This window comes from Thalassospira profundimaris WP0211 (assembly GCF_000300275.1).
Taxonomy (GTDB): domain Bacteria; phylum Pseudomonadota; class Alphaproteobacteria; order Rhodospirillales; family Thalassospiraceae; genus Thalassospira; species Thalassospira profundimaris.
Genome location: NZ_AMRN01000002.1, coordinates 292,367 through 317,085, shown reverse-complemented (window position 1 = coordinate 317,085; position 24,719 = coordinate 292,367). Strand labels below are relative to the sequence as shown.

24 protein-coding genes are annotated in these 24,719 nt (G+C 54.9%); 15 read left to right on the top strand and 9 right to left on the bottom strand.

The features are described 5' to 3' along the window. Nucleotides 1-481: 481 nt before the first annotated feature. The gene (locus TH2_RS05705; RefSeq protein ID WP_008889453.1) at nucleotides 482-1,042 is read left to right on the top strand and encodes a type 1 glutamine amidotransferase domain-containing protein; all 561 of its coding nucleotides are present in this window, start codon (nucleotides 482-484) and stop codon (nucleotides 1,040-1,042) included. 100 nt (nucleotides 1,043-1,142) lie between these two features. Here TH2_RS05705 and TH2_RS05700 read toward each other — a convergent pair whose 3' ends face one another. Then, nucleotides 1,143-2,792, bottom strand: a complete 1,650-nt coding sequence (locus TH2_RS05700; RefSeq protein WP_008889452.1) for a BCCT family transporter — start codon at nucleotides 2,790-2,792, stop codon at nucleotides 1,143-1,145. A 478-nt stretch (nucleotides 2,793-3,270) separates the two neighbouring features. Further along, nucleotides 3,271-4,785 (bottom strand): choline-sulfatase, encoded by a 1,515-nt coding sequence (betC, locus tag TH2_RS05695; protein ID WP_008889451.1) that lies wholly within the window; start codon nucleotides 4,783-4,785, stop codon nucleotides 3,271-3,273. A gap of 508 nt (nucleotides 4,786-5,293) precedes the next feature. Here betC and TH2_RS05690 point away from each other — a divergent pair. From TH2_RS05690 to TH2_RS05670, 5 genes are all read left to right on the top strand, one after another. After that, complete coding sequence (locus tag TH2_RS05690; protein WP_008889450.1) at nucleotides 5,294-6,181, top strand: choline sulfate utilization transcriptional regulator; 888 nt, start codon at nucleotides 5,294-5,296, stop codon at nucleotides 6,179-6,181. A 122-nt stretch (nucleotides 6,182-6,303) separates the two neighbouring features. After that, the gene (locus TH2_RS05685) at nucleotides 6,304-7,713 is read left to right on the top strand and encodes a hypothetical protein (protein WP_008889449.1); all 1,410 of its coding nucleotides are present in this window, start codon (nucleotides 6,304-6,306) and stop codon (nucleotides 7,711-7,713) included. A 22-nt stretch (nucleotides 7,714-7,735) separates the two neighbouring features. Further along, a complete protein-coding gene (gene speB, locus TH2_RS05680) occupies nucleotides 7,736-8,689 on the top strand; it encodes an agmatinase (RefSeq protein ID WP_008889448.1) in 954 nt (317 codons plus the stop codon). 107 nt (nucleotides 8,690-8,796) lie between these two features. After that, nucleotides 8,797-9,048, top strand: a complete 252-nt coding sequence (locus TH2_RS05675) for an antitoxin (protein ID WP_008889447.1) — start codon at nucleotides 8,797-8,799, stop codon at nucleotides 9,046-9,048. Further along, nucleotides 9,045-9,353, top strand: a complete 309-nt coding sequence (locus tag TH2_RS05670) for a type II toxin-antitoxin system RelE/ParE family toxin (RefSeq protein WP_008889446.1) — start codon at nucleotides 9,045-9,047, stop codon at nucleotides 9,351-9,353. The genes TH2_RS05675 and TH2_RS05670 overlap by 4 nt, the downstream gene beginning before the upstream one ends. Nucleotides 9,354-9,471: 118 nt before the next feature. Here TH2_RS05670 and hemF read toward each other — a convergent pair whose 3' ends face one another. Continuing rightward, nucleotides 9,472-10,383 (bottom strand): oxygen-dependent coproporphyrinogen oxidase, encoded by a 912-nt coding sequence (gene hemF / locus TH2_RS05665; RefSeq protein WP_008889445.1) that lies wholly within the window; start codon nucleotides 10,381-10,383, stop codon nucleotides 9,472-9,474. 17 nt (nucleotides 10,384-10,400) lie between these two features. Next, nucleotides 10,401-10,880 carry a tRNA (cytidine(34)-2'-O)-methyltransferase gene (locus tag TH2_RS05660; protein WP_008889444.1) on the bottom strand — a complete coding sequence of 160 codons (480 nt, stop codon included), beginning with the start codon at nucleotides 10,878-10,880 and terminating at the stop codon, nucleotides 10,401-10,403. A 392-nt stretch (nucleotides 10,881-11,272) separates the two neighbouring features. Here TH2_RS05660 and petA point away from each other — a divergent pair, with 392 nt between their 5' ends. From petA to TH2_RS05645, 3 genes are read left to right on the top strand one after another with little or no spacing between them, the layout of a single operon-like run. After that, on the top strand, nucleotides 11,273-11,824 hold the full coding sequence (gene petA, locus TH2_RS05655) for a ubiquinol-cytochrome c reductase iron-sulfur subunit (RefSeq protein WP_008889443.1): 552 nt from the start codon (nucleotides 11,273-11,275) through the stop codon (nucleotides 11,822-11,824). Nucleotides 11,825-11,835: 11 nt separating this feature from the next. Continuing rightward, complete coding sequence (locus TH2_RS05650) at nucleotides 11,836-13,104, top strand: cytochrome b (RefSeq protein ID WP_008889442.1); 1,269 nt, start codon at nucleotides 11,836-11,838, stop codon at nucleotides 13,102-13,104. Beyond that, nucleotides 13,097-13,873 carry a cytochrome c1 gene (locus TH2_RS05645; RefSeq protein WP_008889441.1) on the top strand — a complete coding sequence of 259 codons (777 nt, stop codon included), beginning with the start codon at nucleotides 13,097-13,099 and terminating at the stop codon, nucleotides 13,871-13,873. The genes TH2_RS05650 and TH2_RS05645 overlap by 8 nt, the downstream gene beginning before the upstream one ends. 99 nt (nucleotides 13,874-13,972) lie before the next feature. On the opposite strand, the gene TH2_RS05640 is transcribed toward TH2_RS05645, so the two are convergent. Next, nucleotides 13,973-14,812: a substrate-binding periplasmic protein gene (locus TH2_RS05640; RefSeq protein WP_008889440.1), complete on the bottom strand. Its 840-nt coding sequence runs from the start codon at nucleotides 14,810-14,812 to the stop codon at nucleotides 13,973-13,975. 76 nt (nucleotides 14,813-14,888) lie between these two features. Then, nucleotides 14,889-15,719 (bottom strand): methyltransferase domain-containing protein, encoded by an 831-nt coding sequence (locus tag TH2_RS05635; protein ID WP_008889439.1) that lies wholly within the window; start codon nucleotides 15,717-15,719, stop codon nucleotides 14,889-14,891. 378 nt (nucleotides 15,720-16,097) lie between these two features. Between TH2_RS05635 and gloB the strand changes: the two genes are divergently transcribed. Beyond that, complete coding sequence (gene gloB, locus TH2_RS05630) at nucleotides 16,098-16,868, top strand: hydroxyacylglutathione hydrolase (protein ID WP_008889438.1); 771 nt, start codon at nucleotides 16,098-16,100, stop codon at nucleotides 16,866-16,868. A 12-nt stretch (nucleotides 16,869-16,880) separates the two neighbouring features. Here gloB and TH2_RS05625 read toward each other — a convergent pair whose 3' ends face one another. Next, nucleotides 16,881-18,128, bottom strand: coding sequence for an ROK family transcriptional regulator (locus TH2_RS05625; protein ID WP_008889437.1), 1,248 nt, complete (start codon nucleotides 18,126-18,128; stop codon nucleotides 16,881-16,883). 226 nt (nucleotides 18,129-18,354) lie between these two features. Here TH2_RS05625 and TH2_RS05620 point away from each other — a divergent pair, with 226 nt between their 5' ends. From TH2_RS05620 to TH2_RS05605, 4 genes are all read left to right on the top strand, one after another. Continuing rightward, nucleotides 18,355-19,383, top strand: a complete 1,029-nt coding sequence (locus tag TH2_RS05620; protein WP_008889436.1) for a sugar ABC transporter substrate-binding protein — start codon at nucleotides 18,355-18,357, stop codon at nucleotides 19,381-19,383. Between the two features lie 171 nt (nucleotides 19,384-19,554). Then, a complete protein-coding gene (locus TH2_RS05615) occupies nucleotides 19,555-20,637 on the top strand; it encodes an ABC transporter permease (RefSeq protein WP_008889435.1) in 1,083 nt (360 codons plus the stop codon). Continuing rightward, nucleotides 20,634-21,428: an ATP-binding cassette domain-containing protein gene (locus tag TH2_RS05610; protein ID WP_008889434.1), complete on the top strand. Its 795-nt coding sequence runs from the start codon at nucleotides 20,634-20,636 to the stop codon at nucleotides 21,426-21,428. The genes TH2_RS05615 and TH2_RS05610 overlap by 4 nt, the downstream gene beginning before the upstream one ends. Nucleotides 21,429-21,462: 34 nt before the next feature. Next, entirely contained in the window at nucleotides 21,463-22,092 is a 630-nt protein-coding gene (locus tag TH2_RS05605; protein WP_008889433.1) for a nucleoside triphosphate hydrolase, read from the top strand. Here the strand turns inward: TH2_RS05605 and TH2_RS05600 are convergent. Then, nucleotides 22,079-22,963 (bottom strand): LysR family transcriptional regulator, encoded by an 885-nt coding sequence (locus tag TH2_RS05600; protein WP_008889432.1) that lies wholly within the window; start codon nucleotides 22,961-22,963, stop codon nucleotides 22,079-22,081. The two genes, TH2_RS05605 and TH2_RS05600, sit on opposite strands and share 14 nt — an antisense overlap. Nucleotides 22,964-23,078: 115 nt before the next feature. Between TH2_RS05600 and TH2_RS05595 the strand changes: the two genes are divergently transcribed. After that, nucleotides 23,079-23,672, top strand: a complete 594-nt coding sequence (locus tag TH2_RS05595; protein ID WP_008889431.1) for a cysteine hydrolase family protein — start codon at nucleotides 23,079-23,081, stop codon at nucleotides 23,670-23,672. Nucleotides 23,673-23,757: 85 nt separating this feature from the next. On the opposite strand, the gene fcl is transcribed toward TH2_RS05595, so the two are convergent. Further along, nucleotides 23,758-24,717, bottom strand: coding sequence for a GDP-L-fucose synthase (fcl, locus tag TH2_RS05590; RefSeq protein WP_040822763.1), 960 nt, complete (start codon nucleotides 24,715-24,717; stop codon nucleotides 23,758-23,760). Nucleotides 24,718-24,719: the final 2 nt, after the last annotated feature.

The window sequence follows — 24,719 nt, the reverse complement described above, 5'->3', positions numbered from 1 at the left end:
AAATGGATAAGCGGGACTTCCGCCCTTTGCCAGGCCGTCAGACGGACCACTGGCAAGGTGGAATATAAATCCTCATACGATTAAAGGAAAATCGGTGTTTCGCAGCACCTTTGCACCCGTGCCACAAAATGATCACATTGAAATCCGGAACGAGAGCAGGTCGCAGCCGTTGGAAAGGTGTAATGCCAAGAGCACGTCGCGTTTAATCTGTATCATTTTGTTTGTTTTTGGCGAGCGGTTTGGCAAGGCACAGCGCGCAGAGCGATGCGGCGCATCGGTCAAACGGTGTAACGCCGCGAAACGTCGCCAAAATCAACCCCTTCGGGCCGGGACAGTCAGTCTTCCGCCCCACTGCGTCAGGACCCTTGACCGTAGCCCCGCTACGCTCTGCGGGTCTTTCCTTGTACGACAGAAGACTGTCTCCGGCAAAATGGTGCAGATTAAACGCGACGTGCTCTAGACCAACGAAAGGAGCGACATTATGCCTGCGATTGATACCGCAAAGATTCTGATTCTTGCCACCGATGGCTATGAACGGTCTGAACTGCGTGTTCCGCTTGAAAAATTGTCAAACCACGGGGCCGACGTCAAAATCGCATCCCCCAAATCCGAGCCGATCAAAAGCTGGGATAAAAGTGACTGGGGCGATACGGTCGATGTCGATGTCGAAGTCAAAGATGTCGATATCAAAGACTATGACGCGCTGGTCATCCCAGGCGGGCAGATCAACCCGGACCTGCTGCGCAATGACGAAGCGTCTGTCAGTCTGGTGCGCGAGTTCGTCGCATCGGGCAAACCGGTTGCCGCCATTTGCCACGGCCCGTGGCTTTTGATCGAGGCCGGTGCCCTGCGCGATCGCCACGCAACGTCATTTGCGTCGATCAAGACCGATATGCTCAATGCCGGTGCGCTTTGGCGCGACGAAGCTGTGGTCTGCGAAGACGGCATTGTGACGTCGCGTTCACCGCAGGACCTTGATGCCTTTGTCAGCAAAATCGTCGAGGAAGTCAGCGAAGGCACGCATCACCAGCGTGCAGCATAAGACCGAACAAGGTGACCTGAACACCCTCAAAGCAACGGACGGATGGGGCAAACCATCCGTCCGTTTTTGTGTTTGATCGTCATTGGACTAGTCGGCGTGCCTATTCAGCATGCCTTGGTTTGGTGATCGACGGCCCCGGGTGAACGTCGGGGAGTTCGTCTTCGTCGACATAGGCATCAGGCAGGTTATGGTCGGCCTCATACTCGGTCTCGTACCACTGTTTGTAGCGATAGAGCACGAGTGAGTCGCGGCCAAGACCACGCAACAGCCCATACATCATGACCAGAATGACTGCGGCAAACGGGAAGCCCGCCACCACAGCGGCGGCCTGCAAGGCCGACAGCCCGCCTGCCACCAGAAGGACGGCGGCAATCACGCCTTCGGTCGTTGCCCAGAACAGACGCTGAATGCGGGGCGGATCGGCATCGCCACCGGCGGTCAGCATGTCGATGACAAACGAGCCACTGTCAGATGACGTGACAAACCAGATCACGATCATCACGATCACAACAGTAGTGACAAATTTGGTCAGCGGCATGAATTCCAGCAGCTTGAAGATCGCGCTGCCGTAACTGGCCTTAGTGGCCTCGATCAAACCGGGATCGCCAATCATTTCCATATGGATCGCAGCCCCGCCAAAGGCGGTGAACCAGAAGAACAGAATGAAGACCGGGATGAACAATACACCGAGGGTGAATTCACGCACCGTGCGGCCGCGCGAGATACGGGCGATAAAGATGCCGACAAACGGCGACCACGACACCCACCAGGCCCAATAGAAGATCGTCCAGCCTGCCTGCCAGTTGCTGTCAGTGTAGGCTTCGCTCCAGAGACTGATCTGGACCAGATTGCTGACATAGTTACCGACATTCTCAACAAAGCTGTCGAGGACGAAAAGCGTCGGACCAAAGAACAGAACAAAGGCCAGCAACACAAAGCTGAGCTGGATATTGAGGTTACTGATCCGCTTGATCCCGCCATCAAGCCCCGCCATGACCGAAATGGTCGCAAACAGGGTGATGATGGCAATCAATACGATCTGAACCGGCAGCGTATCGGGAATGCCAAACAGCGAATTCAGACCGGAACTGATTTGCATGACGCCAAGACCAAGGGTCGTGACAATGCCAAACATGGTGCCGAAAACGGCAAGGATGTCGACGACATGGCCCCAGGTGCCATAAATCCGTTCGCCAATGATCGGATAAAGTGCGGAGCGGATCGAAAGCGGCAGGCCCTTGCGGTAATGGAAATAGGCCAGCGACAGGCCGACAATGCAATACAGCGCCCAGCCATGGATGCCCCAATGCAGGAACGAAATCATCATTGCCTGTTCGGCGGCCTCGATGGTTTCGGGCTCGGCCATGGGGGGTGCGAAATAGTGATAAAGCGGTTCGGCCACGCCCCAATAGAGCAAGCCGATGCCGATACCGGCACTAAACAGCATCGCCGTCCATGAAAACAGACCATATTCGGGGGCGTCGGTCTGACGTCCCAGACGCACACGGCCATAAGGACCGATGGCAAGATAAAGGCTGACGATCACGGCCAGATTGGCAACGATGATCAGGAACCAGCCAAAATAGTTTGCGATGGCGGCTTGTGCTGCGGCAAACAGCGCGCCAGCGGTTTCCGTAAACACCGCCCCGAATATGATGAACCCGACGATCAGGATTGCCGAGACGGAAAAGACCGGCTTGCTGACCCGCGGGAAGGGCCCGAGTGGCCCCACCTTCATTTTGTCGTCCATGATTACCTCACTGTTTCGGGTACCCAACTTTTCGTTGTTTAGGCTCAGGACCTACTAATTTGATTGAAATGGCAGACGTTATAGTTGCGAAATCCTAGGAAAAGCCCGCCGGTCGGGCTGGTATCCCGGCCAAGGGGTTTGACGCAGGAGTTTGCAGCTATAACGTCTGTCCTTCGGATTAACCGTATTTGCACGGGCTACTTTGTCGCAAAGCCTTGAAAGATATATATCTTCCTGCGGTTTTGCTTCGCGTATCCGCACAAATACGGTGAACCATTCAAATCAAATTAGTAGGTCCTGAGCCTAGCCCCCTGATCAAACATGCGGTCCGTACCCGAGCCGAACTGCAAGGCGGCTTTGATTAGGCACTTTCTGGTCGGCACTTCAGGTATTCAGATACTCGGTTCTTCAGCTATTTCGACGAACGAGTTGAGGCAGCGCCGGCCCGCCGTCCCACATGGCTGGCCGACGCTGCTTCTTACTCCCCTCGCGGGAAGCGCTGTTTGTCCTCGAGTTCGTTCAGATCCATGTGATTGCGCATGTAGCGTTCGGACGCCTTTTGCAGCGGCTGGTAATCCCACGGGAAGTAAGACCCGTTGCGCAGCGCCTCATAGACAATCCAGCGACGTGCCTGACTTTCGCGGACCGCAGAATCAAACGCCTCCAGATTCCAGCGCGCGGCACGCTGGGCGCGGAACGCATCCATCTGATCGGCACAGGCCGGGTCCGTCGCCAGATTGGTCAGTTCTTTGGGATCGGCGTCGAGATCAAACAGCTGTTCGGGATCAAGCGTGCAATAGGTGTATTTCCATTTGCCTTCGCGAATACAGACCAGCGGGGCATAGGACCCCTCGGCGGCATATTCCATCAGGACCGGCTCTGTCCGGACGTTCCCCGCCAGCATTCCACAGAGCGACATGCCATCGGTCCATGGTTGCACCTCTGCCATCGAAATACCGGCGAGATCGGCCACCGTCGGTGTGACATCAAGGCTTGAAACCGGGTCGGTATAAAGGCCCGGCATGATCCCCGGCCCGGCCATCATCAGCGGCACACGGGCCGAGCCTTCGAAAAAGCTCATTTTGAACCACAGGCCGCGTTCGCCCAGCATGTCGCCATGGTCCGAGACAAAGATGATGATGGTGTTATCGAGCTGACGGGTGGTTTCAAGCACCTCCATGATCTGCCCGACCTTGTCATCAATATAGGAAATGTTGGCGAAATAGGCCTGACGGGACCGTCTGACATCTTCGTTTTTGATGTCAAAGGCGGTGTAGTCACTTGCCTTCATCAGGCGCTGGGAATGCGGATCCTGATCCTCGAAATCAAACGGCGCGACGTCGGGTTCAAGTTCCGGGCAGTCTTCGTACAGGTCCCAGAATTTCTTGCGTGCGACATAAGGGTCATGCGGGTGAGTGAAGCTGACGGTCAGGCACCAGGGGCGTTCATCATTGCCACGCGACAGGTCATAAATCTTATGCGTCGCGTTGTAGGCAACCTCGTCATCATATTCCATCTGGTTGGAAATCTCGGCGACACCGGCGCCGGTGACCGAGCCAAGGTTATGATACCACCAGTCGATGCGTTCGCCCGGCTTGCGATAATCCGGGGTCCAGCCAAAATCGGCCGGATAGATATCGGTGGTCAGACGTTCTTCAAACCCGTGCAGCTGATCAGGGCCGACGAAATGCATCTTGCCCGACAGGCAGGTGTAATAGCCTGCGCGGCGCAGATGATGGGCATAGGTCGGAATGTCTGAGGCAAATTCGGCGGCGTTATCATAGACCCGGGTGCGGTTGGGCAATTGACCGGCCATAAATGACGCCCGGCCCGGCGCGCACAGTGGCGATGCCGTATAGCAATTGCGAAAACGCGCGGAACGTTCGGCGAGCTTGCGCAAGTGGGGCGTATGGAGAAAATCCGCAGGGCCATCCGGGAACAGGGTCCCGTTCAACTGGTCGGCCATCAGGATCAGGATATTCGGGGACGTCATTTATTCTGCACTCCTTCACAGGGTGCAATCCGCCGATCACCGGGACGGCAGTATTGACAAGAAAGCACCCCTGGGTCGTTTGATGCGATCCACGCCAGCACAAACCCCGTGCCCCTTTTCGGGTGCGTTTTATCGGGCCTTGTTGTTATTCCGCTTGACGCAATTCGCGAGGGTCAGGGTCCATTCATTTGATTTGAATGGCAGAGATTATATTTGTGAAATCCCAGGAAATGGCCGCTGGGCGGGTTGGTATCCCGTCCTAGGGCTTTGACGCCGGAGTTCGCAAATATAATCTCTGTCCTTCGGATCAATCGGATTTGCACGGGCTACTTTGTCGCAAAACCTTGAAAGATACTTATCTTCCGGCGATTTCGCTCCGCTTATCCGCACAAATCTGATTGACCATTCAAGTCAAATGAATGAATCCTGACCCTTCACCATTAAATCCATAAATCACCCCTCAAAGAAACCCGGTGTTTTTTAATCACTTCCATAAAGAATTTTTATAATGCAAAGACCGTTGGACATTGGTTGGCTGAGAATTTTCGAAGCGGTTGGGCGGCTTGGCAGTCTGACGCGGGCGGCCAATGAGTTGGGGCTCAGCCAGCCTGCGGTGACCTATCAGATCAAACGGGTAGAAGATCAATTGGGGGTATCATTGCTCCATCGATCCCAAGGCGGCAGCCGATTGAGTAATGCAGGCGAAATCCTGTTTGAAGCTGTTCAAAGCAGTGTGGAGAATATCGACAAGGCCGCGCGCGATACCCGGCGAACGTCGCAGGATCACGCGGTGCGGATTTTTACCGATTTCGGGTTTGCCGCCTTCTGGTTGATGCCGCGTGTGACGGATTTTCGCCGCCCGCATCCCGAGGCCGAAGTCCATATCATTGCATCGCAAAGCCTTGATGATGCAATGGCGCGTGAAACCGATGCGGCAATGTTGTTCGGGGCGGCGGACGATTTTCCCGAGACTGCAAAGCTTCTGATCCCGGAACGCGTCGTGCCGGTCTGTACGCCGGGCTTTCTGGAACGGTTCGGGCCATTTGATGACCCGGCAGACTTTGCACGTGCGCCGTTATTGCATCTTGAAGTGGACGGAAAATCACGCTGGCTGACATGGGAAAGCTGGCTTGCCGATCATGGCATTGACCGCAAACCGGCCCAAGGCGACCTTGGCCTGAATTCCTATGGCTTTGTCATTCAGGCCGCCCTTGCCGAACAGGGGGTTGCCCTTGGCTGGCGGGGATTGGTCGACCCCCACCTTGAACAAGGAAGCCTTGTTGCGGTCGGACGCGAAGTCAGCCGCGCGGATCGCGGATATTGGATGGTGCCGGGTAACTCGGTCAGCAACCGGACGACGACGACGCTTCTCAACTGGTTGATCAACGAGACCTGATCTGAGCAACTTTTGATTCAACATCAAAAACACTACACTTCAAAGCAATCTAATGTTCGCTTTCATCCCATTGTTGGCAGGGGCTTTTTCGCCTTCAAGGTAGATTAAAAAGAGGCCAGTTCATGACAGGAAAAGTCAGAAATTCTAATAAATTCAAAGAGATCGTTGAAGAATTCTACCGTATCCGAAAACTGAAAAAGCCGTATATAGAAGTTTACGATAACTTTCCGATTCCTCGTCAACTTCAGACAGACGGCAGAGACGACCAAATAAACATCTCAAAAAAAATTGATCAACTTATTGAAGATATCGCCTGCGAAATGCAGATTAACTCTCCGATTAAGAACCAGTTTTCTAAGAAAGATTTTAGAACACTTGTTCGCGAGACATTTGGCCCTGCCCTCCATTCAATCAATTTAGATGACGACATTATTGCCAGTGCCAAGGCGGTTCAGACTGAGGTAGAAACAAGAATTCTCGATAAGCTAGATATCAAATCAAATCACGATAGAGCAGAGTATACACTTGGATGCAGACTTTTTACATACAACGACTTTTTTCCATTTCAGATTGGCCCCGTTCGTTTCGAACCACGTTCGCTCTGGCTAAATCGTAAAGCCTCTGATGGGAATATCTCAAACATAACCAAACGACGTATTGTGAGGATTTGGGACGGCTTTGAGGTTAGAAAGCGTAAAAGATCACGGGACAACTATTCTGAGCAGGAGGTTTTGAAAACTATTGGCGAATGTCCATACGTATGTAGTGTGAAAATTCCTATGTCTGGTCCTGAGAAAGGGGAGAAAGATGCTCTTCTGGCTGCTCGCCTTGCTCTAACTTCCTTAGCGCTGGCTTGGCCAACGGCATCGAGTGCACTTAGCGGACTCAACCTCCACTTCGACCAAAACATTTACAACCGATATATACTGTCCTTCTTTTCTGACGGCTCTATCCAGTACCACGGTGAAAAATCGTCAAGCAGGCATGCGCCTTTCGTGTCGCGCGAGGATTTGGAAACAAGGTTTAAAGAATATGCTGCCATATTCAAGACTACTGGGGAAGCAATTGACTGGGTTGTTAGTCCAATTGAAAGCCCACTTAGGCCGAAATTCTCAAACATCACTGCGCAAGCATTATTGTGGTTTCACGATGGATGCCGAGAAATTTTTGATCTCAAAGCAATCGTCTGCTTTGCCGCTTGTTTGGATATTCTCGCCTGCGGGAGCTATCAAAAAGGCATCCACGAACTGATCCATGCGCGCCTTGGATGGAACAAAAACACGACAGTTACTCGCGATGATTTAACGGTAAAGGACATTGTCGAAAAAATATACAGTCATGGCCGAAACCGCTTCAGTCATGGGCCACTAGACCAGAAAGGTGAAAAGGTTTGGGACACCGAGCTTGCAGAAGATTGGTCTGACACACGCCAGATTGCAGAGTGGTTAGCGAGACGATGCTTAATCAGCTGCATGGATTGGATGGCGAATCATCCTAACTGTGATGTCCCAAGAAAACTTAGGCAATTATAACAAAGGATACAGGGGATTTTTCATGACAAAACATGGCTATAACAGCGGGCGGTTGAACCTGCCATTCGTTGGCATTTCGACCTTTTCGAAAAGTCCCTATGTCGAAAACTGGGATGCGATTGATGCCGATGTCGCCGTCATGGGCGCGCCGTTTGATTTTGGCACCCAGTGGCGGTCCGGTGCCCGGTTTGGTCCGCGCGGCATTCGCGAGGCATCAACGCTTTTTGCCTTTGGCCATGCCGGGGCCTATGACCATGAAGATGACGTGACCTATCTTGAAGGGGTCCGGATGGTCGATATTGGCGATGCCGATATCATTCACACCGACACGATCAACAGCCACGCCAATATCGAGTTTGGCGTGCGCAAGATTTTGGCCGCCGGGGCCCTGCCCGTGGTTCTGGGCGGCGATCATTCGATCAACATTCCCTGCATCAATGCCTTTTCCGAACAGGAACCGGTGCATGTGGTGCAGTTTGACGCCCATCTCGATTTCGTTGATGAACGCCACGGGGTGCGCAATGGCCATGGCAACCCGATGCGCCGGGCCATTGAAAAGCCGTGGGTCACGGGCATGACCCAACTTGGCATTCGCAATGTGTCCTCGACCGCCAAGGAAGGGTACGACTATGCTCGCGCGCGAGGGTCCGACATCCTGTCCGTGCGCCAAGTGCGCAAGCTTGGTGTCGAGGGTATGCTGGAACGCATTCCTGCCGGGAAGCGATATTACCTGACGATTGATATTGACGGGTTTGACCCATCCATCGCGCCGGGCACCGGCACGCCAAGCCATGGCGGGTTCCTGTATTACGACGTACTGGAAATCATCGCAGGCCTTGCCAAGCGCGGCGATATTGTCGGCATTGATCTGGTCGAAGTGGCCCCTGATTACGATCACACTGGATCGACCAGCATTCTGGCCGCACAGATATTGCTTAATACCATTGGGCGGATTTTTGCCGCGCGGGGCAAATAATGGCCTACATCGATGGAAAACGTCCGTTCAATCAATAGGACCACGCAATAGCAATAAACCCATATATGTGGTAATGTGGGTTTGTACATTTGTTTGGAGATCGCCCCATGAGCCGCCTAACAATCGACATAACAGACCAGCAGCACAAAAGCCTGAAAGCCATGGCCGCCTTGCAGGGCAAGACCATCAAGCAATACGCGCTCGAACGGTTATTCCCGGACGATACCAATGCTGATAAGGCATGGATGGAGCTGAAAACCTTGCTTGAAAACCGTATCCACGATGGGGTTGCAGGGAAGGTGTCTGCCAAAAGCATCGCTGAAATCCTTGATGAAGAACTGAGCGAGACCCCCGCTTGACGGGTTATGTCCTTAGCGCAGAGGCAGAAGCCGATCTGCGCGGCATCATCCGATATACGGGTAAGGAATGGGGCCCAGAACAAGTGCGGCGCTATGTCGCCACGCTGGAAAAGGGCATTGATGATCTTGTCGCCGGGCGTGGTTCATTCCATGACATGAGCGAACTTTTTCCAAATCTTCGGATGGTGCGCTGCGCGCAACATTACGTCTTTTGTCTTCCGCGCGAAAATGCGCCCGCACTGGTCGTGGCGATTTTCCATGAGCGCATGGACCTTATGACGCGATTGGCGGACAGAATTCGATAGCGCGGTCAAGGCAAGCAACACGAGATCCCCGCCTGCGCGGGGATGACGGAGGTTCCCCTCACCCGGTTCTCGTCACGTCATGCCCGCGCAAGCGGGCATCCATGCAGAACCATCAGCTTTACGGCCAGTTGGCTTCGGGCGGGAGCGACATCAGGATGGCTTCGGTGTTGCCGCCGGTCATCAGGCCAAAGCGCGTGCCACGGTCATGGAGCAGGTTGAACTCGACATAACGGCCGCGCTTGATCAGTTGGGCGCGGCGTTCGTCATCGGTCCAGGATTGGTTGTAGTGGCGTTTGACGAGTTCCGGATAGATATCGCGGAAAGCCCGCCCGACATTCTGGGTGAAGGCGAAATCGGCATCCCAGTCAGCATCGAGATAATCATAGAAAATCCCGCCAACCCCGCGTGGCTCGTTACGGTGGGGCAGCCAGAAATATTCATCACACCACTTTTTAAACCGGTCGTAATAGTCATCGCCATGGGCATCGCAGGCAGATTTAAGCGCGCCATGGAAATCAGCGGTGTCCTTTTCCTGCGGGAAGACCGGGGTCAGATCGGCACCACCGCCAAACCATGCCTTGGTGGTGACGATGTGGCGCGTGTTCATGTGCACGGCCGGCACATGGGGCGAGCATGGGTGGGCGACCAGTGAAATGCCCGCGGCCCAGAAGTTGGGGTTTTCATCGGCACCGGGGATTTCCTTGCGGAATTTTTCGGAAAATTCGCCATGCACGACCGAGATATTGACCCCGACCTTTTCAAACACCCGGCCCTTCATGACCGACATTTCGCCGCCGCCCTCGTTTTCGCCGCGTTCCCATACGGTGCGCTCGAACCGCCCCGGGGCGCGGTCGGAAAGCGGTCCTTCGTAGCTGTCCTCGAGCGCCTCGTAACTGGCGCAAATGTCATCACGCAATTGGCGGAACCAGTCCCGGGCGATCTGTTTGCGTTTGGCAATGACGGCATCGTCGACCTTGTGGTCGGTGCTCGTCTTCATTGCCTGTTTTGCAGCAATTTTTGCGTCCGTCATTGCGTCACTCACTTGGTTCATTCACTCGGTCGGCTTGCAGGAAAGCCATCGGTCTGTCGGAGCGCCTCGCCCAATGTCATTGCGGTTGCCATGGCGACATTCAGCGAGCGCATTTGCGGCTTCATCGGAATGACGACGCGGGCATCGACATAATCATGGACGCTGTCAGGCACCCCTTTGCTTTCGGAGCCCAGCATCAGGATATCATCGGCGCGAAATTCAAAATCGCAATAGGGTTCGGCCCCCTTGGTCGTCAGCAACACCAGACGCCCTGGCACCGTTCCGTCCTGGCGGGCCTCGACAAAGGCGCGCCAGTCGGCATGGCGTATATAATCGGCCTTTTCGAGATAATCCATCCCGGCGCGCTTAAGCGCACCGGACGTCAGAAGAAAGCCGCACGGTTCGATGATATCGACCGGCAGGCCAAAACAGGCCGCCATGCGCAGAATGGTGCCGGTGTTTTGCGGGATGTCGGGTTCGAATAAACAAATTCTCATGGCTTCTTTTAGAATCGTTGGTGAACAAATGTCGAATCAGTTCATCAGCGACATATAATTACCCGTTAACGCCGCTATTAGACTTTTTTGGAATATGAAGAACTAAAGCCACAAGTCCTTGGCGCACAAAGGGCGGGATACCCGCAATTACGCTATGTTTTACCGAATTGTGCAGCGCAAAACCCAATGATCTTGTTGAATGCAAACAATTTGCAACTCCAAGTTCTCCTTAACAAACCGAATTTTTGTTAGTATACGGACCGTCAAACAGGCCTAAGGGCTTTTAGCGGCAAGATTGTTTGATTTTCATCAATGGAATGTAAACATGAATGCCCTAAGTCTTGGTTTGGCATTCCGCATGCCTGTTTTGGGGGCAGAAAGAGGGATTAATTATGTCGCAAACGGTGCATTCCTCCGGCGAACACCAGCCGGACGAGAACCGCAGGGATTTCCTGACCTTGGCGACCACAGCAGTTGGCGCCGTTGGCGTTGGTTGCGCGTTGTTGCCGTTCGTGGACAGCATGAACCCGTCCAAGGACGTTCTCGCACTTGCCTCGGTTGAGGTTAATCTGGCCAACATCCCGGTTGGTCAGGCAATTAAGGTCATGTGGCGAGGCAAACCTGTCTTCATCCGCCATCGTACCGAACGCGAAATCAATGAGGCCGAAGACGTCGCATTGAACGAACTCGTCGATCCGCAGACCGACGATGCGCGTGTCGAAAAGAAAGAGTGGCTGGTCGTCGTCGGCGTCTGCACCCATCTGGGCTGCATTCCGATGGGCACTGCCACAGGCGAAACCCGTGGTGATTATGATGGCTGGTACTGCCCATGCCATGGCTCGCACTATGATACGTCGGGCCGTATCCGCCGCGGCCCCGCGCCGTTGAACCTTGTCGTTCCGGAATATGAATTCCTGACCGACACGTCGGTCCGGATCGGGTAAGGAGCAGGTTTATGAGCGCACCTCAGTGGAACAACAAAGTGGTCAAGTGGGTTGACGACCGTCTTCCGGTCATCTCCATGTTGCACCACTCTGCATACGAATATCCGACCCCGAAAAACCTGTCCTATATGTGGAACTTCGGTTCCCTGGCCGGTTTTGTTCTGGTGACGATGATCCTCACCGGTATTTTCCTGGTGATGAACTACACCCCCCATACCGATATGGCCTTTGAGTCGGTCGAGCGCATCATGCGTGATGTGAACTATGGCTGGCTGATCCGCTATATCCATATGAACGGCGCATCGATGTTCTTCATCGTTGTGTTCATTCACATTTTCCGTGGCCTGTATTACGGGTCATACAAAGCACCGCGCGAGATGCTGTGGTGGATCGGTATCCTGATCCTGCTTGCGATGATGGCAACCGCGTTCATGGGCTATGTCCTGCCGTGGGGCCAGATGTCCTTCTGGGGTGCAACGGTTATTACCAACCTGTTCTCTGCCTTCCCGATCATCGGTGATCCGCTGGTGACCTGGCTTTGGGGTGGTTTCTCGGTTGATAACCCGACGCTGAACCGGTTCTTCTCGCTGCACTATCTGATGCCGTTCGTCATTCTGGGCCTTGTTGTCCTGCATGTCTGGGCACTGCATACCGTGCGCTCGAACAACCCGACCGGTGTTGAGATCAAGACCCCGGCTGATGCCATTCCGTTCCATCCGTACTACACGATCAAGGATCTGTACGGCATCGGCGTGTTCCTGATCTTCTTCTCGGTGTTTGTGTTCTTTGCACCTGACTTCCTGGGCCACCCGGATAACTACATCCCGGCGAACCCGCTGGTCACACCGCCGCACATCGTGCCGGAATGGTACTTCCTGCCGTTCTATGCGATCCTGCGCTCGATCGACTTCACCATCTTTGGCATCCCGGCAAAACTGCTTGGCGTGCTGGCGATGTTTGCCTCGATCGTGATCCTGTTCGTTATTCCGTGGCTTGATACCTCCAAGGTGCGCAGCTCGAAATTCCGTCCGGTTTACAAATGGTTCTTCTGGCTGTTTGTGATCGATACCTTCATACTCGGCTATTGCGGGGCGAAGGCACCGGATGACTACTTCCTGGGTATTCCGGGTCTGAAAGTCATCGTGATGGGTCAGCTTTCGACGCTGTATTACTTCGCACACTTCCTTGTGGTCATGCCGTTGGTTGGAAAAATGGAACGAACCAAGCCGCTTCCTGCAAGCATCAGCGAATCTGTTATGAAGGAGGGTGCAAATGCGTAAGTTCGCACTGACCGCAATTGCTGCCGCCTTCGCGGTAACCGCATTCACTGGTGGTGCAGCCAAGGCTGCCGGCGACGCGCCGGTGCCCGAGGCACAGGACTGGAGCTGGCAGGGTCTGTTTGGTACTTATGACCGTGCCCAGCTGCAGCGTGGCTTCCAGGTCTACAAGAACATCTGTGCCGGCTGTCACAGCCTGCGCTTCATTGCCTTCCGCAACCTTGAAGGCATTGGGTTCAACGAAGACCAGATCAAGGCGATTGCGGCCGAGTATGACATCGAAGACGGTCCGAACGACGATGGTGACATGTTCACCCGTCCGGGTCTTGCTTCGGATTACTTCCCGTCTCCGTTCCCCAACGAAAAGGCGGCTGCGGCTGCCAATGGCGGCGCCATTCCGCCGGACCTTTCGTTGATGAACAAGGCCCGTGTGGGTGGCCCGGACTATGTGTTCGGCCTGCTGACCGGCTATGAGGAAGAAGCACCAGAGGGCTTCGACCTTGCAGACGGCAAGTATTACAACCACTACTTCCCGGGTCATCAGATCTCCATGGCACCGCCGCTTTATGATGAAGCGGTCGAGTACACGGATGGCACCCCGATGACCCTGGAACAGCATGCACGTGATGTGACGGCCTTCCTGAACTGGACGGCACAGCCGGAGCTCGAAGCCCGCAAGGCACTTGGCATGAAAGTGATCCTGTTCCTGCTGGTTCTGACGGCAATGCTGTATGCGGTCAAACGCAAGATCTGGCGCGACGTCGAACACTAAGACGTCCTGATCTGCCCGATATTGAAACAGGCCACCGACATTCGGTGGCCTGTTTTTTTGTGTGCTGCTCAGACACCCCGAAACCTATTGCGGGCGATATCAATAAGAGAAATAGGAAACAACCAGCCGGTCGATCTCGCCGCTTGCGAGCATGTCACTGAGCGCGCGGTCAAGGGCGCCGGCAAACTGGTCGCGATAGGGCCATTTGCCCTCCGGGTCCGGGCCATAGGCAACATAGCCAAATTCGTGCCCGATGATCGCGGCCTCATCAAACAGACGCGCGACTGCCTTGTCGACGGCCAGTTCGCGCATCCCGGCCAGAATGGCCATGCGTTCATTGACATAACAATCAACACGACCGGCCATCAGGAAGCGCAGATTGCTGGCGGTAGTGTTGGCTTCTTCAAGGGTAATCTCGCCCGCCTCGACCATGTCAAAGAATTCCGGTCCGGCCAGACGATATCCGGCGTTGTTGGCAAAACGCGCCCCTTTGAAATCATCGGGGAAGCGCTTCCGATCGTTGCTTTGGACGTAATCCTTGCTGCAGATTGCCACGACGGTTTCGCGCAGGATCGGGATGGAATAGCGTTCGATCCAGTCGCGATCCCCGCGCGCGTAAGGCGGAAAGAACCCCATGATCTTGCCATCCTTGAGCAGCTCCATCCCGCGTCGAAACGGCACATTGACAATATCGAGCCGATAGCCCGGCAGGCGATCAAACGCTTCCTGCAGGATGCGGACATATATGCCTTCGGGGCTCACTCCATCGAGAAAGGCATAGGGTGCGTTGCTGTCTTCGGCGTACAGCGTGATGGTGCGGGGGATGTTGCTGTTTTGCACCGGCTCTGCGACGGCGTGCAATGGCAGAAACAGCGCGCCGCCAAACAGCGCGCGTCCGGTAAACCTGACTGTGTTTCGCAAAGCCGATTTCAATGACATGATGTTATTATGCAGACAATCATGGCGTGAGTGTCAATTATCATCATGTAACAAAACCTGCCGTGATTTTGCCGACTTACTGGTCAGACGTGGAAAGACGTGCTGGTTTGTCTTCATCCGACGGGCTGTTTTGACACTCATCCGTCTGGTCGTGCGACACACGGTGCTGCTGATTGCCATCGGCCGGGCGCAGTGGCGGGACCGTCACTGGGATATGCACCAGACGGCGTTTGCGTTGTGGCGTGCCGGAGCTGGCGTAAAGCTGCTTACCGGCTTCAACAATCGAGACACCGGCAAAGGCCTTGAACAGGCGCGATCCGATATTTTCAAATACCTGCGACCAACGCAGCAAAAGGCGCATGTTGGTCGGCGGCATGAAAAGGGCCCGGCTGTGCTGGATCGGCAGGAACATGTTTTCGCGCAGCAGGTTTTGCAGCTGCGACACGCTATGGGGGTGGCCATAGCCAAAGGGCGTTTTTTCCGACCATGACCAGAGCGAGCTTCGGTTCGGCGTCACGACGACAATCCGGCCATTCGGCGTCAGTACCCGCCAGCATTCGCGCATCAGGCGACGCATCGAGTCCGTATGTTCGACCAGATGCACGACCAAAATGCGATCCACCGAACTGTCAGGCAGCGGCAACATGGTTTCTTCGGTCAGGGCGACACGGTTGTCTTCACCCGCGGGCCAATGAACGCAGCCCTGCTGGGCGGGCATGAAGGCCATGACACGCTCTGCCTCGCCAATAAACGGACGCAAGTACGGCGTGGCATAGCCAAAACCAAGGACCCGCATGCCCCGGACATCCGACCACATGACGCGCAAACGCCTGCGGATCAGACGCCGTGCGGCTTGTCCGATACTGCTGGCATAAAAACGGTGAAGATCAACGACATCCTGACGCATGGCAGCAGCCTATCATCCCCGATCCAGCACGGGAATGTTTTTGCGTGATTGTTTCAAGACACTAGGCTCAGGACCTATTAATTTGATTGGAATGGCAGACGTTATATTTGTGAAATCCAAGGAAAAGCCCGCCGGGCGGGCTGGTATCCCGGCCAAGGGGTTTGACGCAGGAGTTTGCAAATATAACGTCTGTCCTTTGGATTCACCGGGTTTGCACGGGCTACTTTGTCGCAAAGCCTTGAAAGATACATATCTTCCTGCGGTTTTGCTTCGCGTATCCGCACAAACCCGGTGAACCATTCAAACCAAATTAATAGGTCCTGAGCCTACATCCTGATAGTCTTGCCCCAACATAGAAATTACATTTTGAGGTACGCCATGGCTGCCGGTGAAGTCATCGTCATTCCGTGTCTTTCAGACAATTACACCTATCTTGTGCGCTGCCATCGCAGTGAAACCACCGCCATCGTCGATCCGGGCGAAGCGGCCCCTGTGATCGCCGCCCTTGAAGAGCGTGACTGGAATCTTGATCTGGTGATCAACACCCATCACCACCACGACCATATCGGCGGCAATGCCGAGTTGATCGAGAAATACGGCGCGAAATTGCTGGGCCCGACGGCCGAAACCGCGCGCATCCCCAACATGGATGAAACGTGCGGCGAGGGGGATCAGGTTCTGATCGGGGATCTGGAAGGACGGGTGTTTGATGTGCCGGGCCATACCAGCGGGCATATCGCGTTCTATTTCCCGGCCATCACAGCGCTGTTTTCTGGCGACAGCCTGTTTGCGCTGGGCTGTGGGCGTTTGTTTGAGGGCACACCCGAACAGATGTGGCATTCCTTGCAGAAGTTCCGCGGTCTTCCGGGCAGCACGCAGGTCTATTGCGGCCATGAATACACCCAGGCCAATGCGAAATTCGCCAAAACGATCGAGCCCGACAACGCCATCCTGACGGCACGCTGCCAGGATATTGACGGGCTTCGCGCACGCAACCTTCCGACCATTCCATCGCGTCTGGATGTCGAGCTTGCGACCAACCCGTTCCTGCGCGCCGATGAGCCCTCGGTTGCCGAAGCCCTTGGCATGAGCGGTGAAAGCCCGGTTGCGATCTTTACCGAGATCCGCAAACGCAAGGATCACTTCTAGGACGCCGTTGGATCAGGCCATCTGTTTGAACAGCACGTTCTGATCCAGAAGATAGCGCGAGAACAAGGGCAGACTTGCCGCACCGATGGCGCGTGCGGCACTGCCCACCCGCCCCTGTTCGATGCGCGGACGTTCGATACCTTGCAGATCGAGCTCGGAAATCGCCGCACGGGTTGCGGCAACCACCCGTTCGCAGACATCGGCCGGGAAGCCGCCATCAACAATGACGGCTTCGAAATCAATCACCGAGCAGACCGAGGTGATGGCAATCGCCAGACTGCGCGCGGTGTGCTCGATCCAGATATCAAGCGTCTTGCCAAGGCCATGCCAGTAATCGGGATCGCGCCACAGCATCGCCGGATCGCCGCCTTCGCGCGTCAGCATTTGTTCAAGCACAAAAATCGAGGCCTGATCAATCAACTGGCTGGGATGGCCGCTGCGTGACGAAACCGGCATGGAGCCAAAGGCGCCTGCATTGCCCGTCCGCCCGGCATAAAGCGCCTGATTAAGCACAACCCCGCCGCCAATAAACGACCCGATAAAGAAATAGGCAAAATCGGAATAGTTCGGGCCAAGGCCAAAGACCAGCTCCGCCCCGCAGGCTGCGGTCGCGTCATTTTGCTGAAAGACCGGAAACGGCACGATGGCGGCAATCGCATCGACCAGATCAACCTCGCGCCAGGCATTCATGTCTTCGACCGGTGCGCCGACCTCATCGACCCAGTTCCAAAGTTCAAACGGGGCAGCGATGCCGACCCCGGCAATGCGGTCAATCTGGTTGCGATCAAGACCGGTCAGGATGTCATCGACAGCACCACGGACGAAACGGCGAATGCCATCGGGGGTGGGATATTTATACGCTTCGCGTTTGGTGGCGCGCACCGATCCGACGAAATCCATCAGGATCAGTTCCGTGCTGCGCCGCCCGATCTTGAGCCCAAAGGAATAAACCCCGTCCGGGTTAAGCGCCATCGGCACCTTTGGCTTGCCGACATTGCCGCGCACCGGTGTGCCGCGCATCAAAAGCCCATCTTTTTCAAGGGCGCGCATGATGACGGAAACGGTTTGGGCCGAAAGCCCGGAGAGCCTTGCGATTTCGGCCTTGGAAAGCCCGGCGTTGCGGCGCACAAGCGACAAAACAAGCCGTTCGTTATAGGCGCGTACACGCAACTGGTTTGCGCCCCCGCCCGGATGCAAGGGACGCGCGTTGCGATCATCCGCCCCGATATTGTCCGGGTTCGCAGAGATGCTGTCAGTCATATGTTCCTCCCACTCGGGCATTAGGTAACCTGAGTATCGACCAGAGTGACAGGATTAATTAATAAATCAATCGGATTTATTAATTGACAGGATCGCCGGTTTGGTGTGTCGTAAGGCCATACAGATTGAAGACCCGCGACAAAAAATGTGCGTCACGATCTGTTGGAAAACAGCAAAATCAGGCCAAAACGGCCAAATATTCAGGTTCAGTCCTGGGAGGAAACAAATGAAGAAAGCACTTCTTGGCGCCGCCCTTGGTGCGCTTGCACTGGGGATGGCTGCGGTCCCGAACGCCGCAAAAGCCGACGAAATCGGCGCCTGCCTGATCACCAAAACCGATATCAACCCGTTCTTTGTGAAGATGAAGGAAGGGGCGACTGCCGCATCCGTCGCCAATGGCATTAATCTTTCAACCTATGCCGGCAAGGTCGATGGCGACCATGAAACACAGGTTCAGGCCATCGAGTCTTGCATCGCATCGGGTGCCAAGGGCATCCTTCTGACCGCATCGGACACCAAGGCGATTGTCCCGGTCGTCAAAAAGGCACGCGATGCCGGGCTGATCGTGATTGCACTTGATACGCCTTTAGAGCCGATTGACTCAGCGGATGCGACCTTTGCCACCGATAACTTCAAGGCCGGTGAATTGATTGGCCAATGGGCGGCCGCCAAGCTTGGTGACAAGGCAGCCGACGCCAAGATCGCCCTGCTTGACCTGACGCCAAGTGCGCCGTCGGTCGATGTGCTGCGCGATCAGGGCTTCATGAAAGGATTCGGGATCGACATCAAGGACCCCAACAAGATCGGGGACGAGGATGACGACCGGATCGTTGGCCATGACGTAACCAACGGCAACGAGGAAGGCGGTCGCGAGGCGATGGAAAACCTGATGCAGCGCGACCCTGACATCAATGTGGTTTACACCATCAACGAACCGGCCGCAGCCGGTGCCTATGAGGCACTAAAATCGTTTGGCATGGAAGAAGGTGTGCTGATTGTTTCTGTTGATGGTGGATGCCCGGGCGTTCTGAATGTTCAGGATGGCGTTATTGGCGCAACATCGCAGCAATATCCGCTTGATATGGCCTATAAGGGGATCGAGGCCATCAAGAACTGGGCCGAGACCGGAGAAAAACCCGCCACGACCGAGGGTCTGAACTTCTATGACACCGGCGTGAACCTGGTGACCGATCAGCCGGTTGACGGGGTTCCGTCGATCAGTGTCGAAGAAGGCATGAACCGCTGCTGGGGTTGATACCCGGCTAATCCCGACCTGCTTCGAAGGAGGGCAGCATTACCCCTGCCCTCCTTGTCCCACATTGCTTTACACTTGGTATGTCATCCGAACCCGCCACAGGTGCCGGGCGGGCGGCGGTAAACGGATCAGGAATGCCTGACCCTGTTTTCACCAGGTCCGGAGGAAACGATGAGCGAGACACCCAAATCGTCGCGCCAGAAACAGAAGTTCGAGCACGCGCTTGGCTCCAGCGACAGCAACGTCGCGCAATTCGACCATAAACACCGCAGTCTTTTTGATACTGTGCAGCACTTCCTGCATGGCAATCCGACCATGGTGCCGGTGATTGTTCTGATCTTTTCGATCATCATTTTCGGCTTTGTCGCCGGTCCGAAATTCTTTTCACCGTTTAACCTGTCGCTGATCATGCAGCAGGTATCGATCATTGGCATTCTGGCCGCGGCACAAAGCCTTGTCATCCTGACGGCCGGTATCGACCTTTCGGTCGGTGCGATCATGGTTCTGATGTCGGTCATTATGGGCCAGCTTGCCGTCACACTTGGGGTACCAGCCCCGCTTGCGATCTTTGCCGGGTTTATCGGCGGAATTGCAGCCGGCGCCATGAACGGCTTTTTGGTGACACGGATCAAATTGCCGCCGTTTATCGTGACACTTGGCACGTGGAATATTTTCTTTGCGCTCAACCTGTGGCTTTCAGGCGCGCAGTCGATCCGCAGCCAGACACTTGATGAAATCGCGCCGCTTTTGAAATTCTTTGGCGAAAGCATCGCGATTGGCAGCGCGCGGGTGACTTATGGCTCGATCCTGATGCTGGTGATTTTTGCCGTGCTTTGGTACATCCTGAACCACACCAGTTGGGGGCGGCATGTCTATGCCATTGGCGATGACAAGGAAGCGGCCGAACTTTCGGGCATTCGCACCAACCGAACCCTGATCACGGTTTATGGCTTGGCCGGGCTGGTTTGCGCGATTGGTGCATGGGCATCGATCGGGCGTGTGGGATCGGTTTCGCCACAGAGCTTTCAGGAAGCCAACCTGCAATCGATTACGGCTGTTGTCATCGGGGGCATTTCGCTGTTTGGCGGGCGCGGATCGATCATTGGTCCCTTGATCGGGGCGTTGATCGTTGGCGTGTTTAATTCCGGCCTTCGCCTTGCGGGGGTGGATGTTCTTTGGCAGGTCTTTGCCATCGGCTGGCTGACCATTATTGCTGTCGCGATTGACCAGTGGATCAGAAAGGTGTCGTCATGAGCAACACTTCCCAATCTGTGCAACCTGTTCTGAAGGCACGCGGCATCGTCAAACGATATGGTCGTGTCACCGCCCTTGATCACGCCGATTTTGATCTTTATCCCGGCGAGGTTCTGGCCGTAATCGGCGATAACGGGGCGGGCAAGTCATCGCTGATCAAGGCGCTTTCGGGGGCTGTGACCATTGATGAAGGCAGTATCGAGCTTGATGGCAAGCCGATCCAGTTCACATCGCCAATGGAGGCGCGCGAAGCCGGGATCGAGACGGTTTATCAGAACCTTGCACTTTCGCCGGCACTTTCGATTGCTGACAACATGTTCATGGGCCGCGAATTGCGCAAGAAGGGCATTATGGGCAAGTATTTCGGGGCGCTGGATCACAAGGAAATGCAGCGATTGGCGCGTGAGAAGCTGACCGATCTTGGTCTGATGACCATTCAGAACATCAATCAGGCGGTTGAAACCCTTTCGGGGGGGCAGCGCCAGGGGGTAGCGGTTGCCCGTGCGGCGGCATTCGGATCGCGCGTGGTGATCATGGATGAACCGACAGCAGCGTTGGGCGTTAAGGAAAGCCGTCGCGTGCTGGATCTGATTGCCGATGTGAAGGCGCGCGGCATGCCGATCGTGCTTATTTCGCATAACATGCCGCATGTGTTCGAGGTCGCGGACCGCATCCATGTCCACCGTCTAGGCAAACGTCTTTGCACCATCAAACCCGATGATTACAGCATGTCAGACGCGGTTGCCTTTATGACGGGGGCCAAGGAGCCACCGGCAGAAGACGCCGCATAAAACAACGTACTCCGCGTATGAGAAGCCCAGTTTCATGACACCTGATCTCGACGCGTTGGCAAACGCCATTCGCGCCAAGCACGCCGACAAGGGCCGCATTCTTGTTGCCATTGTCGGCGCACCAGCCTCGGGCAAGTCAACCTTGTCCGACCGGCTTTATCACCATCTGGGGGGTGATAAAGCCGGGGCTGCTGTGGTGCCGATGGACGGGTTTCATTTTGACAATGCCGTTCTGGAAGAACGCGATCTTCTTGAGCGCAAGGGTGCTCCAGAGACATTCGATGTCGGCGGACTCAAACGCACACTTGTCGCGCTTCATGACACGCCAAACGAAGACGTTTACGTCCCGTTATTTGACCGCACACTTGAAATATCGCGTGGGTCTGCCCGGGTGATTACACCAAACCACAAAATCATTCTGGTCGAGGGCAATTACCTTTTGCTTGATCAAACACCCTGGAACCAACTCCACGGCCTGTTTGATCTGTCGATCTATCTGGATGTGACGGAGGAAAAACTGCGTGCGCGCCTGATGGAACGGTGGCGGTCGTTTGGCTTTGATGAAGACGGGGCACGCGCCAAGGCAGAAACAAACGACCTGCCCAATGCCATAACCGTTGCACGCCTCAGCAAACTGGCCGACATCTTGGTTACGGGCGGCTGATAAACTCCCCATCCAGAAGAATATCTAACAGCCAGTCCGCAACCGCACGAACCGGTGGCAGGTGGCGTTTGTCCTGATGGGTCAGAAGCCAGACTTCGCGACCAACCGGATGATAGCCATCAAGCAAGGTTAGGCCATCAATCCGCGCCCCGACACACAGCGGGAGCAGCGCACAACAGGCATGACCCACCATCATCGACACCATAATCGATCCGCGATTGGCATAGCCGATGGTTTTGCGATCCGGGAAATGATCCGCCAGCCACTTCTGTTCGGGCTTATCAGCAAAGAATTCATCAAGATCAATCCACGGCAGTTCGGTCGGATCAAGTGCCTCCAGAGGCAACCCATTGGGATTGCAAAAGACGCCATATTCGAGACAGCCAAGGCGGCGGATATGAAACGCGCCGGTTTCAGGACGGGCAAGGCGGATGGCGATATCGGTTTCGCGTTGTGGCAGACTTAGATTGCGGTTGGCCCCGATCAGTTCCAGGGCAATGCCCGGATATTGCCGATGCAAGGACGCCATGTGCGGGGCGACACAATCTTGCAAGATTGCATCAACACCAGTCAGTCGGACAATGCCACTGATTTGCCTGGTATCGTTTTCCGCCTGCGGCTCCTGCGCCAGAAGCCCTGAGACGTTTTCCTGCATTTGCAAGGCTGTTTGCAGCAGGGCCTGTGCGCGAGCTGTCGGGGTAACAGCCCGGCCATCGCGATGAAGGACGCTATAGCCCACCCATTCCTCAAGACGGGCAATGCGCCGCGCCACCGTGGTTTGATTGACACCCAGTTCACGGGCGGCGGCACTCATATTTCCGGCCTGGCAGACCAGTGCAAAGGTCCGCAATCCTTCCCAATCAAGGGGCATTTGACGCTCCGGTTTTCTGCATATTTGCAGATATTAGCCGAATTAATGCCGATGGATAATGCAAATTCGCAGATCAATAATGGGGCATCAAAACCATAATCCAAAGGATCCCGATATGACTGCAAAGACCATCTTTGATATTGCCGGTGCCGTTCTGCCAACCGGAACGCCCAAGGACGCCGCATTGATTGTGATTGATGCACAAGAAGAATACCGCGATGGCAAATTGAAGCTGTCAGGGCTTTCGCCTGCGCTTGCCAATATCCAGACTCTGCTGGCCCATTGGCGCGATCAGGGTGGCACCGTGATCCATGTGCAGCACCATGCAGAAGGCCTGTTTGATCCAAGCGGCCCCTATGCCGCGATCATGCCCGAAGTTGCGCCGCGTGAAGGAGAAGCGGTCCTGACCAAATCCGTACCAAGTTCATTTGGTGGCACCGAGCTTGAAGCGTTGCTGAAAAAGGGTGGCTTTAACCATGTTGTGCTGACGGGTTTCATGACCCATCTTTGCGTATCGACCACCGCACGTGTCGCCAACGAAAAGGACTATCAGGTCACCGTCGTATCAGACGCCACCGCAACCCGCGATTTGCCCGATACCCTCACCGGTAAAACCATTCTGGCGGCGGACCTGCATAACAACGAACTGGCAATGCTGGCCGATGCCTTTGCCAAGATTGTCACGACGAAAGAGGTTCTTGCGGCATAACTAGCGCTGGCCGACCACTAAAACAAGAAAGCGTCCCGCGATAGTCGAGGGACGCTTTCTTGTGTGTCTAGTATTATCAGCTTAGCTAAGCTTCACGGGTCTCGCCATTGAGGAAATCGTCATAAGCAATCGCGAGACCTGTTTGCAGGTCGACTGACGGCCGCCAACCGGTTGCAAACAGACGTTCGCTATCCATCAATTTGCGCATGGTGCCGTCCGGCTTGGAAGCATCGAAGGCGACCTCGCCTGTAAAGCCGACGGTTCTGGCGATCTCTGTCGCCAGTTCGCGGATGGTCACATCCGAGCCATATCCAACATTGATGTGGCTGCACATTTCATTGGTATTTGCCTTGTAGGTCGCATCATCCAGGTTCATGACGTGAATGCTGGCTGCGGCCATATCATCGACAAACAGGAACTCGCGATAAGGCTTACCACTTCCCCAGACCATAACTTCGCTAGCACCCGAAACCTTTGCCTCGTGAAAACGGCGCAAGAGTGCAGGGATAACGTGACTGTTTTCGGGATGGTAGTTATCGCCCGGACCATAAAGGTTGGTCGGCATCACGCTTCGATAATCCCGACCGTACTGGCGATTGAAGGATTCGCATAGCTTGATACCAGCGATCTTGGCAATCGCGTATGGTTCATTGGTGCTTTCGAGCACACCGGTCAAAAGCGCGTCTTCTTGCATTGGCTGTGCGACTGCACGCGGATAGATGCAGCTTGATCCAAGGAAGAGAAGTTTTTGAACCCCAGAGTTATGAGCCGCACCAATGATGTTGGTTTCGATTAACAAGTTCCGATAGATGAAGTCTGCCGGATAAGTGTTGTTGGCATGAATGCCACCAACCTTGGCTGCGGCAAGATACACTTCATCAATATTGTTACGTGCGAAGAAAGCAGTTACTGCACTTTGGTTCTCGAGATCCAGTTCATCTCTAGACGCAAGGATGAGCTCCACGTCTGAGCATGAACTGAGTTGGCGCTCAATTGCGCTGCCAACCATGCCTCTGTGCCCTGCGATGAAAACTTTTCTGTTCATAG

What these genes read in the sequence shown, in the direction of transcription:
- TH2_RS05705 (WP_008889453.1), top strand. Translation starts at nt 482, where the DNA reads ATGCCTGCGATTGATACCGCAAAGATTCTGATTCTTGCCACCGATGGC.
- TH2_RS05700 (WP_008889452.1), bottom strand. Translation starts at nt 2,792, where the DNA reads ATGGACGACAAAATGAAGGTGGGGCCACTCGGGCCCTTCCCGCGGGTC.
- betC (WP_008889451.1), bottom strand. Translation starts at nt 4,785, where the DNA reads ATGACGTCCCCGAATATCCTGATCCTGATGGCCGACCAGTTGAACGGG.
- TH2_RS05690 (WP_008889450.1), top strand. Translation starts at nt 5,294, where the DNA reads ATGCAAAGACCGTTGGACATTGGTTGGCTGAGAATTTTCGAAGCGGTT.
- TH2_RS05685 (WP_008889449.1), top strand. Translation starts at nt 6,304, where the DNA reads ATGACAGGAAAAGTCAGAAATTCTAATAAATTCAAAGAGATCGTTGAA.
- speB (WP_008889448.1), top strand. Translation starts at nt 7,736, where the DNA reads ATGACAAAACATGGCTATAACAGCGGGCGGTTGAACCTGCCATTCGTT.
- TH2_RS05675 (WP_008889447.1), top strand. Translation starts at nt 8,797, where the DNA reads ATGAGCCGCCTAACAATCGACATAACAGACCAGCAGCACAAAAGCCTG.
- hemF (WP_008889445.1), bottom strand. Translation starts at nt 10,383, where the DNA reads ATGACGGACGCAAAAATTGCTGCAAAACAGGCAATGAAGACGAGCACC.
- TH2_RS05660 (WP_008889444.1), bottom strand. Translation starts at nt 10,880, where the DNA reads ATGAGAATTTGTTTATTCGAACCCGACATCCCGCAAAACACCGGCACC.
- petA (WP_008889443.1), top strand. Translation starts at nt 11,273, where the DNA reads ATGTCGCAAACGGTGCATTCCTCCGGCGAACACCAGCCGGACGAGAAC.
- TH2_RS05650 (WP_008889442.1), top strand. Translation starts at nt 11,836, where the DNA reads ATGAGCGCACCTCAGTGGAACAACAAAGTGGTCAAGTGGGTTGACGAC.
- TH2_RS05645 (WP_008889441.1), top strand. Translation starts at nt 13,097, where the DNA reads ATGCGTAAGTTCGCACTGACCGCAATTGCTGCCGCCTTCGCGGTAACC.
- TH2_RS05640 (WP_008889440.1), bottom strand. Translation starts at nt 14,812, where the DNA reads ATGTCATTGAAATCGGCTTTGCGAAACACAGTCAGGTTTACCGGACGC.
- TH2_RS05635 (WP_008889439.1), bottom strand. Translation starts at nt 15,719, where the DNA reads ATGCGTCAGGATGTCGTTGATCTTCACCGTTTTTATGCCAGCAGTATC.
- gloB (WP_008889438.1), top strand. Translation starts at nt 16,098, where the DNA reads ATGGCTGCCGGTGAAGTCATCGTCATTCCGTGTCTTTCAGACAATTAC.
- TH2_RS05625 (WP_008889437.1), bottom strand. Translation starts at nt 18,128, where the DNA reads ATGACTGACAGCATCTCTGCGAACCCGGACAATATCGGGGCGGATGAT.
- TH2_RS05620 (WP_008889436.1), top strand. Translation starts at nt 18,355, where the DNA reads ATGAAGAAAGCACTTCTTGGCGCCGCCCTTGGTGCGCTTGCACTGGGG.
- TH2_RS05615 (WP_008889435.1), top strand. Translation starts at nt 19,555, where the DNA reads ATGAGCGAGACACCCAAATCGTCGCGCCAGAAACAGAAGTTCGAGCAC.
- TH2_RS05610 (WP_008889434.1), top strand. Translation starts at nt 20,634, where the DNA reads ATGAGCAACACTTCCCAATCTGTGCAACCTGTTCTGAAGGCACGCGGC.
- TH2_RS05605 (WP_008889433.1), top strand. Translation starts at nt 21,463, where the DNA reads ATGACACCTGATCTCGACGCGTTGGCAAACGCCATTCGCGCCAAGCAC.
- TH2_RS05600 (WP_008889432.1), bottom strand. Translation starts at nt 22,963, where the DNA reads ATGCCCCTTGATTGGGAAGGATTGCGGACCTTTGCACTGGTCTGCCAG.
- TH2_RS05595 (WP_008889431.1), top strand. Translation starts at nt 23,079, where the DNA reads ATGACTGCAAAGACCATCTTTGATATTGCCGGTGCCGTTCTGCCAACC.
- fcl (WP_040822763.1), bottom strand. Translation starts at nt 24,717, where the DNA reads ATGAACAGAAAAGTTTTCATCGCAGGGCACAGAGGCATGGTTGGCAGC.